This window comes from Pseudomonas atacamensis (assembly GCF_017167965.1).
Lineage (GTDB): Bacteria > Pseudomonadota > Gammaproteobacteria > Pseudomonadales > Pseudomonadaceae > Aquipseudomonas > Aquipseudomonas atacamensis.
The window spans coordinates 5,247,777-5,262,321 of the sequence record NZ_CP070503.1 but is presented as its reverse complement, the minus strand read 5'-3'; the positions used below and the strand labels follow the sequence as shown (position 1 = coordinate 5,262,321).

7 protein-coding genes, 2 tRNA genes and 2 rRNA genes are annotated in these 14,545 nt (G+C 56.9%); 6 read left to right on the top strand and 5 right to left on the bottom strand.

Features of this window, described 5'->3' with window-relative positions; genetic code table 11:
* Nucleotides 1-6 precede the first annotated feature (6 nt).
* The 5 genes from JWU58_RS24000 to JWU58_RS23980 all read right to left on the bottom strand — a co-directional run bounded on the left by JWU58_RS24000 (nt 7) and on the right by JWU58_RS23980 (nt 5,841).
* Nucleotides 7-1,554 (bottom strand): ABC transporter ATP-binding protein, encoded by a 1,548-nt coding sequence (locus JWU58_RS24000; RefSeq protein WP_206421091.1) that lies wholly within the window; start codon nt 1,552-1,554, stop codon nt 7-9.
* 534 nt (nt 1,555-2,088) lie between these two features.
* Nucleotides 2,089-2,670 (bottom strand): IMPACT family protein, encoded by a 582-nt coding sequence (locus JWU58_RS23995; protein ID WP_125926197.1) that lies wholly within the window; start codon nt 2,668-2,670, stop codon nt 2,089-2,091.
* Between the two features lie 7 nt (nt 2,671-2,677).
* Nucleotides 2,678-3,328 (bottom strand): TetR/AcrR family transcriptional regulator, encoded by a 651-nt coding sequence (locus JWU58_RS23990; protein ID WP_024011475.1) that lies wholly within the window; start codon nt 3,326-3,328, stop codon nt 2,678-2,680.
* An 88-nt stretch (nt 3,329-3,416) separates the two neighbouring features.
* Entirely contained in the window at nt 3,417-4,805 is a 1,389-nt protein-coding gene (locus JWU58_RS23985; protein ID WP_130899613.1) for a uracil-xanthine permease family protein, read from the bottom strand.
* A 115-nt stretch (nt 4,806-4,920) separates the two neighbouring features.
* Entirely contained in the window at nt 4,921-5,841 is a 921-nt protein-coding gene (locus tag JWU58_RS23980; RefSeq protein WP_206421090.1) for a LysR family transcriptional regulator, read from the bottom strand.
* Nucleotides 5,842-5,978: 137 nt separating this feature from the next.
* Here JWU58_RS23980 and aptA point away from each other — a divergent pair, with 137 nt between their 5' ends.
* The 6 genes from aptA (at nt 5,979) to JWU58_RS23950 (ending at nt 14,481) form a co-directional block, all read left to right on the top strand.
* Nucleotides 5,979-7,328 (top strand): omega-aminotransferase AptA, encoded by a 1,350-nt coding sequence (gene aptA, locus JWU58_RS23975; RefSeq protein ID WP_064362892.1) that lies wholly within the window; start codon nt 5,979-5,981, stop codon nt 7,326-7,328.
* Between the two features lie 74 nt (nt 7,329-7,402).
* Nucleotides 7,403-8,896 carry a CoA-acylating methylmalonate-semialdehyde dehydrogenase gene (locus JWU58_RS23970; protein WP_071174323.1) on the top strand — a complete coding sequence of 498 codons (1,494 nt, stop codon included), beginning with the start codon at nt 7,403-7,405 and terminating at the stop codon, nt 8,894-8,896.
* A 630-nt stretch (nt 8,897-9,526) separates the two neighbouring features.
* Nucleotides 9,527-11,063, top strand: a 16S ribosomal RNA gene (locus JWU58_RS23965).
* A 123-nt stretch (nt 11,064-11,186) separates the two neighbouring features.
* Nucleotides 11,187-11,263 (top strand) — tRNA-Ile (locus JWU58_RS23960).
* Nucleotides 11,264-11,273: 10 nt separating this feature from the next.
* Nucleotides 11,274-11,349: transfer RNA gene (locus JWU58_RS23955), tRNA-Ala, on the top strand.
* A 238-nt stretch (nt 11,350-11,587) separates the two neighbouring features.
* A 23S ribosomal RNA gene (locus JWU58_RS23950) occupies nt 11,588-14,481 on the top strand.
* Together the 16S and 23S rRNA genes with 2 tRNA genes alongside form the textbook arrangement of a ribosomal RNA operon.
* Nucleotides 14,482-14,545 lie beyond the last annotated feature (64 nt).

The following is a 14,545-nucleotide window of genomic DNA, read 5'->3' as shown; positions in this document are numbered from 1 at the left end:
ACTCCGTTAAACCGAAGCGGCGCGAGGTGAGTGATCGAACTGGCCGGCCATCCACGCGCCGACATCGCTCAGTTGTGTAAGGCCGGTGTCTTGCAGCGCCGACAGACGCCCGCCGCACAGCGCGCCGAGGCGATCGCTGATCTGGAACAGCTCATCGAGGTCTTCGGAAATCACCAGAATCGCCGCGCCGGCATCGCGCAGGGCAATCAAGGCGCGATGGATGGTGGCGGCGGCACCGACGTCTACGCCCCAGGTCGGGTGCGCGGCGATCAGCAGTTTCGGTTGCTGAAGAATTTCCCGGCCGAGGATGAATTTCTGCAAGTTGCCGCCGGACAGGTTGCGCGCAGCGGTTTGCGTGTCGGGGGTCTTCACGCCGAAACGCTGGATGATCTGCTGCGCGAGGGCTTCGACTTTGCCGCGTTGAATCAACCCGTGGCTGACCAGTCCGTGCTGAAAAGCACTGAGCAGGGCGTTATCGGCCAGACTCAACTCAGGAACCGCGCCGTGGCCAAGGCGTTCGGCCGGCACGAAGGCCAGACCGAGTTTGCGCCGCGCATCCGGGCGCAGATCGGCAACGTTTCTATCTGCGAAGCGCAGGGTCGCCGCTTGCGCGCGCGGCAAGGGCTGTTCGCCGCTAAGCAGGGCGAGCAGCTCATCCTGACCATTGCCCGCGACCCCGGCGATGCCGACGATTTCACCGCTGCGCACTTGCAGGTCGATGTCGGTCAGCGAGCAACCGAACGGATCCGGGTTGTGCCAGCTCAAACCCTGCACCTGCAGAAACGCCGCGCCACCGCTGACCTTCGGATACTCGCCAATCAATGCCGCCGCTTCACCGACCATCATTTGCGCCAGTTGCTGGTCCGAACATTCGGCGGGCTCGCAATGCCCGGCAACCCGGCCGCCGCGCAGCACCGTGGCGCTATGGCACAAGGCGCGCACTTCACCGAGCTTGTGGCTGATAAACAGAATGCTGCAGCCCTCATCGGCGAGGCGACGCAAGGTGATGAACAATTCGTCCGCCTCTTGCGGCGTCAGTACTGAGGTCGGCTCATCGAGAATCAGCAGGCGTATGTCCTGCATCAGGCAACGAATGATTTCCACCCGCTGGCGCTCGCCGATCGACAGGCTGTGGACAAGTCGCTCCGGCTCCAGCGCCATGCCGTAACGCCGCGATACTTCGCGAATCTGCGGCTCCAGTTGCTTCGGCGTGCCGGCCGCCGCGCCCATCGCCAGGGCAATGTTCTGCGCCACGCTGAGGGTTTCGAACAGGGAGAAATGCTGGAACACCATGCCAATGCCCAACTGCCGCGCCTGCGCCGGATTGCGCATCTGCACGCGCTGCCCCTCCCAGAGCATTTCACCGCTGTCGCACTGGGTGACCCCGTAAATGATCTTCATCAACGTACTTTTGCCCGCGCCGTTTTCACCGAGCAGGGCATGGATCTCACCCGGCGCGATGCTCAGGTCGATGGCGTCGTTGGCCAGACAACCGGGGTAGCGTTTGCTGATCTGGCGCAGCTGCAGGCGCGGCGGGGAAGGGGCGATGGACATGACAGGCTCGACTGACTTGGAGTTGTGCCTGTGGATAAAGCAATTTCCTGGCCATTGAGTCAGGAACGCTTGCGGAGCCAGTGCGCAAGTGCCGACAGCAGCGCATCGGCGGGCGTTTTGTCTTTCTATCGAGCACCAATTCAGCGCAAAGCCATTGAACAGGCTCCAGTTTTGCCCGCTAGCAGTTGGTTAAAAAATGAGCAGCTGCCTGGGAGCCAGACAGATCCAGCAGCTGCGGCGGTCATGAACGGCTTATCCACAGGTTGCTCCACAGTAATTGTGCGCAAGCGCCGAGGGTGGGCATAAGCACTGCGATGCTTTGTTCTAATGGTCATAAACGAAGGTAACTGTTTGTTTTTGCGCTGGATTTCCCTTTCGTCGGGTCAATTGAACGAAAATTGAACAAATCGCGCAAAGCCGCATGACAGAAGGGTTACAGCGGTGTGTGCTCAGGTTATCCACAGTCGGGTGCACAGCAGGTGTGGGCAAGTCTGTGGAATAAGGAATACGAGGGATGCCCTAAAAGATCGCAGCCTACCGCTGCAACAAAATCCGCCCACGGCTCAGATCCGCCAACTGACTTTGCAGCACTTCGACCTGCGCTTCCCCCACCGCCAACTTCAACTCAACACCATTGGCCGTGAAGTTTTCCTCCACCACCAATCCACCGAGATCGGCCACGCGCAACTTCACCAGCGCCAACTCGGCAAACCCGCAGGCGCAACTCAGCGGCACGCGGCTGATCAGCTCGATTTTTTCCGCCGCTTGCAGGCACTTGTTGGCGCCACCGCCATAGGCTCGGGCCAAACCGCCGGTGCCCAGTTGAATGCCGCCGTACCAGCGAATCACCAGCACCGCGACCTGATCGCAGTCCTGCGCCTCGATCGCCGCCAGAATAGGGCGCCCGGCCGTGCCGCCCGGCTCGCCGTCGTCAGTGCTGCGGTATTGCGCGCCGAGTTTCCACGCCCAGCAATTGTGCGTGGCATTCAAATCGCTGTGCTGCTCGAAAAACGCCTGCGCATCGGCGGGGCTGCTGATCGGCGTCGCCAGAGTGATGAAGCGGCTTTTGCGAATCTCTTCGCGGTATTCGCAAAAACCGCTGAGGGTGAAAGGCATAAACGTCTTATAGAGAAGGAGTGAGGCCGCAGCCTTTGAGAATGATGCGGATCAGGTTGTTGCCGGCGTCTTCCATGTCCTGCTTGGTCAATTTGCTGCGCCCGGTGACGCGGCAGATCTGTGTGGCGAAGTCGGCGTAATGCTGGGTGCTGCCCCACAGCAGGAAGATCAGGTGCACCGGATCGACCGGATCCATCTTGCCCGCATCGATCCATGCCTGAAACACCGCCGCGCGCCCGGTGAACCAGGCGCGGTAGTCCTGATTGAAATATTCGCTCAGGCATTCGCCGCCGCTGATCACTTCCATGGCGAAGATTCGCGAAGCCTGTGGCTGGCGCCGCGAGAACTCCATCTTCGCACGGATGTAGCGGGTCAGCGCTTCGGCCGGGTCATCCTCGGCAGTAAGGGTGTTGAAGGTGCTGTCCCACAACTCGATGATGTTGCTCAGCACCGCCACATACAAACCGAGCTTGTTGGTGAAGTAGTAATGCAGGTTGGCCTTGGGCAGCCCGGCATTCTGCGCGATGGTGTTCATGCTGGTGCCTTTGAACCCGTGACGGGCGAACTCGTCTTCGGCGGCTTTGAGAATGGTCTCTTCGTTCTTCTGACGAATGCGGCTGGCGGGTTTGCCGCCGTGGGCTGGGACTTCAAAGGTCATAGGCACTTCCGGGATTGTCTGTGGGTGCAACCAGTTGCGTTGATAGCGCACCCACAGGCATCCGACAAGTCCTGGCGCGGAAAAACAGTTACGCCTGTTCGATCTTGTTCAATGACGCGGGGCTTTTTGTCTCGGTGGTTTTGCCTTCCGGCAACAACAGACAGAGGACGATTGCCGTCAGCCCGCCGCTGGTGATCGCCGAGTCGAACAGGTTCTGCACCAGTTTCGGCAGCAGGTGCAGCAGGTTCGGTTGCGCGGCGATGCCGAGGCCGACGCCGAACGAAGTGGCGATGATCAACATGCTGCGCCGGTCCAGCGGTGACTGCGCGAGAATACGCACGCCCGCCGCCGCCACTGCGCCGAACATCACCAGCGTTGCGCCGCCCAGCACCGGTTTCGGAATCTGTTGCAGCACCGCACCGATCATCGGGAACAGGCCGAGGCAGAACAGGATCGCGCCGATGTACAGGCCGACGTAGCGGCTGGCAACGCCGGTCAATTGGATCACGCCGTTGTTCTGCGCGAACGTTGTGTTGGGGAAGGCGCTGAAGGTCGCCGCGATCATGCAACTGACACCATCACCGAGCACGCCACCGCGCAAGCGGCTTATATAAGAGGGGCCGCTGATCGGTTGGCGGGCAAGCATGCAATTGGCGGTGAGGTCGCCGACGGTTTCGATGGTGCTGATCAGGTAAATCAGCGCGACCGGCAGGAAAGCGGTCCAGTCGAAGTTGAATCCGAACTTGAACGGCGTAGGAAAACTCACCAGCGGCAAGTCAGGCAACGGCTGCGGGACCAGTTTCCCGCTGAACCACGCCGCGAGGCTGCCGAGCACCAGTCCGATGATGATCGCCGACAGTCGCACCCACGGCGTATTCGAGCGGTTGAGCAGAATGATCGTCAGCAGCACGAACACGCCCAAGGCCAGATTGCCCGGCGCGCCGAAGTCCGGCGCGTTGAAGCCGCCACCCAGATCGGTGATGCCGACCTTGATCAGGCTGATGCCGATCAGCGTGATGACGATGCCGGTCACCAGCGGTGTCACCACGCGGCGCAACTGACCGATGAAACGGCTGAGCACGATCTGCACGATTGCGCCGAAAAAGCACACGCCGAAAATCATCGCCAGAATATCTTCCGGGCTGCCGCCGCGCTGCTTGACCAGAAACCCGGCCGACAGCACCGCACCGAGAAACGCGAAACTGGTGCCTTGCAGACAGATCATCCCCGCGCCAATGCCGAACGGTCGCCGCGCCTGGATAAAGGTGCCGACGCCCGAGACCATCAGCGCCATGCTGATCAGGTACGGTAGATGCGCGGTCAGCCCGAGCGCGGAACCGATCACCAGTGGCGGGGTGATGATGCCGACGAAACTCGCGAGCACGTGTTGCAGCGCGGCGAGAATGGCGGCGAGTGGTTTGGGGCGGTCGTTGAGGCCGTAGATCAGTTCACTGGATGAATCGGAATCTGGCTGCATGGCTTTGGCTTCTTGAAGGAGAGTTACCCCTTCTCTGCAAAAACCTGTCCACTTGCTCAGGTTATTCCTCGATTCTGTCGATGAGGCCCAGCCGCGCTGGGCTCTGCGCGCTTATCTATCGCGTCGCGGCCAGACTCTCGAGGAAACTTTCCAGCACCAAATTAGGGCGCCGCCCCTTGCGCGTGACCGATGCCAGACTCAAATCGTAAAAACGCGTGCCGGCCTTGAGCGCACGCAAGCGCCCCTGCTGTACCCAAAGATTGGCGTAGTGATCCGGCAGGTAACCGATGTAGCGCCCGGTCAGAATCAGAAACGCCATGCCCTCACGGTCAGAGGCACTGGCGGTGCAGTTGAGCGCCTGATAATGCGCCTGAATCTCCGCCGGCAAACGAAAGGTCGGCGCAATCGCGTCCTGACTGTCGAGGCGTTGATCATCGAGTTGCTTGTCGTCGACATAAAACAGCGGATGACCCACCGCGCAATACAGCAGCGAACGCTCGCTGTACAACGGCTGATATTCCAGTCCCGACAATGCGCTTGCCTGCGGCACCACGCCAACGTGCAGACGCCCGTCGAGCACGCCTTGCTCGACTTCATTCGGCGCAATCATGCGGATCTGGATCTGCACATCCGGCCCGCGTTCTTTTAACTGCGCGAGGGCGTGGGTGATGCGCATGTGCGGCAGGGTGACGAGGTTGTCGGTGAGGCCGATGATCAGCTCGCCGCGCAGGTGTTGGTGCAGGCCGTTGACCTCAGTGCGGAAACTCTCCAGTGCACTTAACAGCTGTAGTGCCGACTGATACACCTCACGACCTTCCTCGGTCAGGGAAAATCCGGCCCGGCCACGCTGACACAAGCGCAAGCCGAGGCGCTGCTCCAGATCGCTCATCTGCTGGCTGATCGCCGAGCGCCCGATGCCGAGCACGGTTTCCGCTGCGGAGAAGCCGCCACACTCCACGACACTGCGAAAAATCCGCAGCAGGCGAATATCAAAATCACTGACCTGGGCCAGCGGATCGGCGCGGCGGCTGCTCATTTTTTGTTCTCTTTGTTTAGCAATGATCTAACTGAAGGTTAGAAGAGTTGGATTTCACCGACTTTATCGCCGTGGCAATTTAGCTGCAACAACGCTTTCCATCTCCCTGACGCTTATGCCCTGCGAGGTTTTGCCCGATGAACATGCCTGAAAACGCGCCGTCGCCACTGGCCAGCCAACTGAAGCTGGACGCGCACTGGATGCCGTACACCGCCAACCGCAACTTTCAACGCGACCCGCGTCTGATCGTCGGCGCTGAAGGCAGCTGGCTGTTCGATGACAAGGGCCGCAAGATCTACGACTCGCTGTCCGGTCTGTGGACCTGCGGCGCCGGGCACACCCGCAAGGAAATTCAGGAAGCCGTTTCGAAACAGCTGGGCACCCTCGATTACTCGCCGGGCTTCCAGTACGGCCATCCGTTGTCGTTCCAGCTGGCAGAGAAAATTACCGAACTGACCCCGGGCAATCTGAACCATGTGTTCTTCACCGACTCCGGTTCCGAATGCGCCGATACTGCGGTGAAAATGGTCCGTGCCTACTGGCGCCTGAAAGGTCAGGCGACCAAGACCAAGATGATCGGCCGCGCCCGTGGTTACCACGGTGTGAACATCGCCGGCACCAGCCTCGGCGGCGTCAACGGCAACCGCAAGCTGTTCGGTCAGGCGATGATGGATGTCGATCACCTGCCGCACACACTGCTGGCGAGCAACGCGTTTTCCCGTGGCATGCCGGAGCAGGGCGGTATTGCTTTGGCCGATGAGCTGCTCAAGTTGATCGAACTGCACGACGCTTCCAACATCGCTGCGGTGTTCGTTGAACCGATGGCCGGCTCTGCCGGAGTACTGGTTCCGCCGCAGGGTTACCTCAAGCGTCTGCGCGAGATCTGCGATCAGCACAACATCCTGCTGGTGTTTGACGAAGTGATCACCGGCTTCGGTCGCACCGGTTCGATGTTCGGCGCCGAGAGCTTCGGCGTGACCCCGGACCTGATGTGCATCGCCAAACAAGTCACCAACGGCGCGATTCCGATGGGCGCGGTGATTGCCAGCTCCGAGATCTACCAGACCTTCATGAACCAGCCGACGCCGGAATACGCCGTGGAATTCCCCCACGGCTACACCTATTCGGCGCACCCAGTGGCCTGCGCCGCCGGTCTTGCAGCACTCGATTTGCTGCAAAAGGAAAACCTGGTGCAGAGCGTCGCCGAAGTCGCGCCGCATTTCGAGAACGCGCTGCACGGTCTGAAAGGCTCGAAGAACGTGATCGACATCCGTAACTACGGCCTGGCCGGCGCGATCCAGATTGCCGGGCGTGACGGTGATGCCATCGTGCGTCCTTTCGAAGCGGGCATGGCCTTGTGGAAAGCCGGGTTCTACGTGCGCTTCGGCGGCGACACCCTGCAGTTCGGCCCAACCTTCAACAGCAAGCCGCAAGACCTCGATCGTCTGTTCGACGCGGTCGGCGAAGTGCTGAACAAGCTCGACTGATTTTTCCTTCTATATATGTACAAAAGTGCGGGCGCCTCTCACGGCGCCTGCGGACCAGAATTCAGGAGTGTTCGATGAGCGTTATCCCGCATTTGATCAATGGCGAACTGGTAACCGAAACCGGTCGCGCGGTAGATGTGTTCAACCCGTCTACCGGCCAGGCGATCCATAAACTGCCATTGGCAAGCCAGGCCACCATTCAGAAAGCCATCGATGCCGCCAAGGCCGCGTTCCCGGCCTGGCGCAACACGCCACCAGCCAAACGCGCCCAGGTGATGTTCCGTTTCAAGCAACTGCTTGAGCAGAACGAGGCGCGCATCTCGCAATTGATCAGCGAAGAGCACGGCAAGACCCTGGAAGACGCTGCCGGTGAATTGAAGCGCGGTATCGAGAACGTTGAGTTCGCCTGCGCCGCCCCGGAAATCCTCAAGGGCGAGTACAGCCGCAACGTCGGCCCGAACATCGATGCCTGGTCGGACTTTCAGCCGTTGGGCATCGTTGCCGGTATCACCCCGTTCAACTTCCCGGCCATGGTGCCGCTGTGGATGTACCCGCTGGCGATCGTCTGCGGCAACTGCTTCATCCTCAAGCCATCCGAGCGCGATCCAAGCTCGACGCTGCTGATCGCTCAGTTGCTGCTGGAAGCGGGCTTGCCGAAAGGCGTGATGAGTGTGGTTCATGGTGACAAGACGGCGGTGGACGCGTTGATCGAAGCGCCGGAAGTCAAAGCGCTGAGCTTCGTCGGTTCGACGCCGATTGCCGAATACATCTACGCCGAAGGCACCAAGCGCGGCAAACGCGTTCAGGCACTGGGCGGCGCGAAGAACCACGCGGTACTGATGCCGGATGCCGATCTGGACAATGCGGTGAGTGCACTGATGGGCGCGGCCTACGGTTCCTGCGGCGAACGCTGCATGGCCATCTCGGTGGCCGTGTGTGTTGGCGATCAGGTCGCGGACGCGCTGGTGGCGAAACTGGTTCCACAGATCAAAGCGCTGAAAATCGGTGCGGGTACCTCGTGCGGTCTGGACATGGGGCCGTTGGTTACCGGTCAGGCGCGTGACAAGGTCAGTGGTTATGTGGATGACGGTGTGGCGGCGGGCGCGACCCTGGTGGTCGATGGCCGCGGTCTGAGCGTCGCCGGGCATGAAGACGGCTTCTTCCTCGGTGGCTGCCTGTTCGACAACGTCACTCCAGAGATGCGCATCTATAAAGAAGAGATCTTCGGGCCGGTGCTGTGCGTGGTGCGGGTGAACAGCCTGGAAGAGGCGATGCAACTGATCAATGATCACGAATACGGCAACGGCACCTGCATCTTCACCCGTGACGGCGAAGCGGCGCGGCTGTTCTGTGACGAGATCGAAGTCGGCATGGTCGGCGTCAACGTGCCGCTGCCGGTGCCGGTGGCTTATCACAGCTTTGGCGGCTGGAAGCGTTCGCTGTTTGGCGACCTGCATGCGTATGGTCCGGACGGCGTGCGCTTCTATACTCGTCGCAAGGCAATCACCCAGCGCTGGCCGCAGCGTGCAAGCCATGAAGCTTCGCAGTTCGCATTCCCTAGCTTATAAGTAGCTGGATGTGCAGAAGGCCGACCTTTCAGGTCGGCCTTCGCGTTTTCGGGGCTTTTTTACCGATATGACAGAAATATGAAAATAGGTGTTGACGGCAGATTCCAGAGGTCTATAATTCGCCCCACTTCCGGCGCAGTCGAAACGGAAAACTCCTTGAGATTCAAAGAGTTACGCAGTTTTCGACGGCAGCCTGCTTCAGATCATCGAAGCCTGGGAAGGAGTTGAAGGAGCAGTGATGTGTAGCTCTTTTAACGGTTCGATCTTCTCGGTCGAAAGCGGAGAAAAAGAGGTGTTGACAGCAGCGATTAACGCTGTAGAATTCGCCTCCCGCTAACGAGAGATCGGAAGCGCAAGTGGTTGAAGTTGTTGAAGAATTCTTCGAAAACTTCTGAAAATAATCACTTGACAGCAAATGAGGCTGCTGTAGAATGCGCGCCTCGGTTGAGACGAAAGATCTTAACCAACCGCTCTTTAACAACTGAATCAAGCAATTCGTGTGGGTGCTTGTGCAGTCAGACTGATAGTCAACAAGATTATCAGCATCACAAGTTACTCCGCGAGAAATCAAAGATGTAACCAACGATTGCTGAGCCAAGTTTAGGGTTTCTTAAAAACCCAAAGATGTTTGAACTGAAGAGTTTGATCATGGCTCAGATTGAACGCTGGCGGCAGGCCTAACACATGCAAGTCGAGCGGATGAAGGGAGCTTGCTCCTGGATTCAGCGGCGGACGGGTGAGTAATGCCTAGGAATCTGCCTGGTAGTGGGGGACAACGTTTCGAAAGGAACGCTAATACCGCATACGTCCTACGGGAGAAAGCAGGGGACCTTCGGGCCTTGCGCTATCAGATGAGCCTAGGTCGGATTAGCTAGTTGGTGAGGTAATGGCTCACCAAGGCGACGATCCGTAACTGGTCTGAGAGGATGATCAGTCACACTGGAACTGAGACACGGTCCAGACTCCTACGGGAGGCAGCAGTGGGGAATATTGGACAATGGGCGAAAGCCTGATCCAGCCATGCCGCGTGTGTGAAGAAGGTCTTCGGATTGTAAAGCACTTTAAGTTGGGAGGAAGGGTTGTAGATTAATACTCTGCAATTTTGACGTTACCGACAGAATAAGCACCGGCTAACTCTGTGCCAGCAGCCGCGGTAATACAGAGGGTGCAAGCGTTAATCGGAATTACTGGGCGTAAAGCGCGCGTAGGTGGTTTGTTAAGTTGGATGTGAAATCCCCGGGCTCAACCTGGGAACTGCATCCAAAACTGGCAAGCTAGAGTATGGTAGAGGGTGGTGGAATTTCCTGTGTAGCGGTGAAATGCGTAGATATAGGAAGGAACACCAGTGGCGAAGGCGACCACCTGGACTGATACTGACACTGAGGTGCGAAAGCGTGGGGAGCAAACAGGATTAGATACCCTGGTAGTCCACGCCGTAAACGATGTCAACTAGCCGTTGGGAGCCTTGAGCTCTTAGTGGCGCAGCTAACGCATTAAGTTGACCGCCTGGGGAGTACGGCCGCAAGGTTAAAACTCAAATGAATTGACGGGGGCCCGCACAAGCGGTGGAGCATGTGGTTTAATTCGAAGCAACGCGAAGAACCTTACCAGGCCTTGACATCCAATGAACTTTCCAGAGATGGATTGGTGCCTTCGGGAACATTGAGACAGGTGCTGCATGGCTGTCGTCAGCTCGTGTCGTGAGATGTTGGGTTAAGTCCCGTAACGAGCGCAACCCTTGTCCTTAGTTACCAGCACGTAATGGTGGGCACTCTAAGGAGACTGCCGGTGACAAACCGGAGGAAGGTGGGGATGACGTCAAGTCATCATGGCCCTTACGGCCTGGGCTACACACGTGCTACAATGGTCGGTACAAAGGGTTGCCAAGCCGCGAGGTGGAGCTAATCCCATAAAACCGATCGTAGTCCGGATCGCAGTCTGCAACTCGACTGCGTGAAGTCGGAATCGCTAGTAATCGCGAATCAGAATGTCGCGGTGAATACGTTCCCGGGCCTTGTACACACCGCCCGTCACACCATGGGAGTGGGTTGCACCAGAAGTAGCTAGTCTAACCTTCGGGAGGACGGTTACCACGGTGTGATTCATGACTGGGGTGAAGTCGTAACAAGGTAGCCGTAGGGGAACCTGCGGCTGGATCACCTCCTTAATCGACGACATCAGCTGCTGCATGAGCTCCCACACGAATTGCTTGATTCATTGAAGAAGACGATAGAAGCAGCTTTAAGCTCCAAGCTGATAGCTCTGAGCTAACAGTTACAAGCTCGAAATTGGGTCTGTAGCTCAGTTGGTTAGAGCGCACCCCTGATAAGGGTGAGGTCGGCAGTTCGAATCTGCCCAGACCCACCAATTTTGTTATGGGGCCATAGCTCAGCTGGGAGAGCGCCTGCCTTGCACGCAGGAGGTCAGCGGTTCGATCCCGCTTGGCTCCACCATAAACTGCTTCGAAGTTTGAGAGTTTAGAAATGAATATTCGCACTGAATATTGATTTCTAGTCTTTTGATTAGATCGTTCTTTAAAAATTTGGGTATGTGATAGAAAGATAGACTGAACGTTACTTTCACTGGTAACGGATCAGGCTAAGGTAAAATTTGTGAGTTCTCTTAGTTGAGAAATTCGAATTTTCGGCGAATGTCGTCTTCACAGTATAACCAGATTGCTTGGGGTTATATGGTCAAGTGAAGAAGCGCATACGGTGGATGCCTTGGCAGTCAGAGGCGATGAAAGACGTGGTAGCCTGCGAAAAGCTTCGGGGAGTCGGCAAACAGACTTTGATCCGGAGATGTCTGAATGGGGGAACCCAGCCATCATAAGATGGTTATCTTGTACTGAATACATAGGTGCAAGAGGCGAACCAGGGGAACTGAAACATCTAAGTACCCTGAGGAAAAGAAATCAACCGAGATTCCCTTAGTAGTGGCGAGCGAACGGGGACTAGCCCTTAAGTGGCTTTGAGATTAGCGGAACGCTCTGGAAAGTGCGGCCATAGTGGGTGATAGCCCTGTACGCGAAAATCTCTTAGTCATGAAATCGAGTAGGACGGAGCACGAGAAACTTTGTCTGAATATGGGGGGACCATCCTCCAAGGCTAAATACTACTGACTGACCGATAGTGAACTAGTACCGTGAGGGAAAGGCGAAAAGAACCCCGGAGAGGGGAGTGAAATAGATCCTGAAACCGTATGCGTACAAGCAGTGGGAGCAGACTTTGTTCTGTGACTGCGTACCTTTTGTATAATGGGTCAGCGACTTATTTTCAGTGGCGAGCTTAACCGAATAGGGGAGGCGTAGCGAAAGCGAGTCTTAATAGGGCGTCTAGTCGCTGGGAATAGACCCGAAACCGGGCGATCTATCCATGGGCAGGTTGAAGGTTAGGTAACACTGACTGGAGGACCGAACCGACTACCGTTGAAAAGTTAGCGGATGACCTGTGGATCGGAGTGAAAGGCTAATCAAGCTCGGAGATAGCTGGTTCTCCTCGAAAGCTATTTAGGTAGCGCCTCATGTATCACTGTAGGGGGTAGAGCACTGTTTCGGCTAGGGGGTCATCCCGACTTACCAAACCGATGCAAACTCCGAATACCTACAAGTGCCGAGCATGGGAGACACACGGCGGGTGCTAACGTCCGTCGTGAAAAGGGAAACAACCCAGACCGTCAGCTAAGGTCCCAAAGTTATGGTTAAGTGGGAAACGATGTGGGAAGGCTTAGACAGCTAGGAGGTTGGCTTAGAAGCAGCCACCCTTTAAAGAAAGCGTAATAGCTCACTAGTCGAGTCGGCCTGCGCGGAAGATGTAACGGGGCTCAAACCATACACCGAAGCTACGGGTATCATCTTCGGATGATGCGGTAGAGGAGCGTTCTGTAAGCCTGTGAAGGTGAGTTGAGAAGCTTGCTGGAGGTATCAGAAGTGCGAATGCTGACATGAGTAACGACAATGGGTGTGAAAAACACCCACGCCGAAAGACCAAGGTTTCCTGCGCAACGTTAATCGACGCAGGGTTAGTCGGTCCCTAAGGCGAGGCTGAAAAGCGTAGTCGATGGAAAACAGGTTAATATTCCTGTACTTCTGGTTATTGCGATGGAGGGACGGAGAAGGCTAGGCCAGCTTGGCGTTGGTTGTCCAAGTTTAAGGTGGTAGGCTGAGATCTTAGGTAAATCCGGGATCTTAAGGCCGAGAGCTGATGACGAGTTACCCTTTGGGTGACGAAGTGGTTGATGCCATGCTTCCAAGAAAAGCTTCTAAGCTTCAGGTAACCAGGAACCGTACCCCAAACCGACACAGGTGGTTGGGTAGAGAATACCAAGGCGCTTGAGAGAACTCGGGTGAAGGAACTAGGCAAAATGGCACCGTAACTTCGGGAGAAGGTGCGCCGGTGAGGGTGAAGGACTTGCTCCGTAAGCTCATGCCGGTCGAAGATACCAGGCCGCTGCGACTGTTTATTAAAAACACAGCACTCTGCAAACACGAAAGTGGACGTATAGGGTGTGACGCCTGCCCGGTGCCGGAAGGTTAATTGATGGGGTTAGCTAACGCGAAGCTCTTGATCGAAGCCCCGGTAAACGGCGGCCGTAACTATAACGGTCCTAAGGTAGCGAAATTCCTTGTCGGGTAAGTTCCGACCTGCACGAATGGCGTAACGATGGCGGCGCTGTCTCCACCCGAGACTCAGTGAAATTGAAATCGCTGTGAAGATGCAGTGTATCCGCGGCTAGACGGAAAGACCCCGTGAACCTTTACTATAGCTTTGCACTGGACTTTGAATTTGCTTGTGTAGGATAGGTGGGAGGCTTTGAAGCGTGGACGCCAGTTCGCGTGGAGCCATCCTTGAAATACCACCCTGGCAACTTTGAGGTTCTAACTCAGGTCCGTTATCCGGATCGAGGACAGTGTATGGTGGGTAGTTTGACTGGGGCGGTCTCCTCCTAAAGAGTAACGGAGGAGTACGAAGGTGCGCTCAGACCGGTCGGAAATCGGTCGTAGAGTATAAAGGCAAAAGCGCGCTTGACTGCGAGACAGACACGTCGAGCAGGTACGAAAGTAGGTCTTAGTGATCCGGTGGTTCTGTATGGAAGGGCCATCGCTCAACGGATAAAAGGTACTCCGGGGATAACAGGCTGATACCGCCCAAGAGTTCATATCGACGGCGGTGTTTGGCACCTCGATGTCGGCTCATCACATCCTGGGGCTGAAGCCGGTCCCAAGGGTATGGCTGTTCGCCATTTAAAGTGGTACGCGAGCTGGGTTTAGAACGTCGTGAGACAGTTCGGTCCCTATCTGCCGTGGACGTTTGAGATTTGAGAGGGGCTGCTCCTAGTACGAGAGGACCGGAGTGGACGAACCTCTGGTGTTCCGGTTGTCACGCCAGTGGCATTGCCGGGTAGCTATGTTCGGGAAAGATAACCGCTGAAAGCATCTAAGCGGGAAACTTGCCTCAAGATGAGATCTCACTGGAACCTTGAGTTCCCTGAAGGGCCGTCGAAGACTACGACGTTGATAGGTTGGGTGTGTAAGCGCTGTGAGGCGTTGAGCTAACCAATACTAATTGCCCGTGAGGCTTGACCATATAACACCCAAGCAATTTGCTGACCTGAAAAGGCACCAGATTGCGGTGTGTGAAGACGAAACGA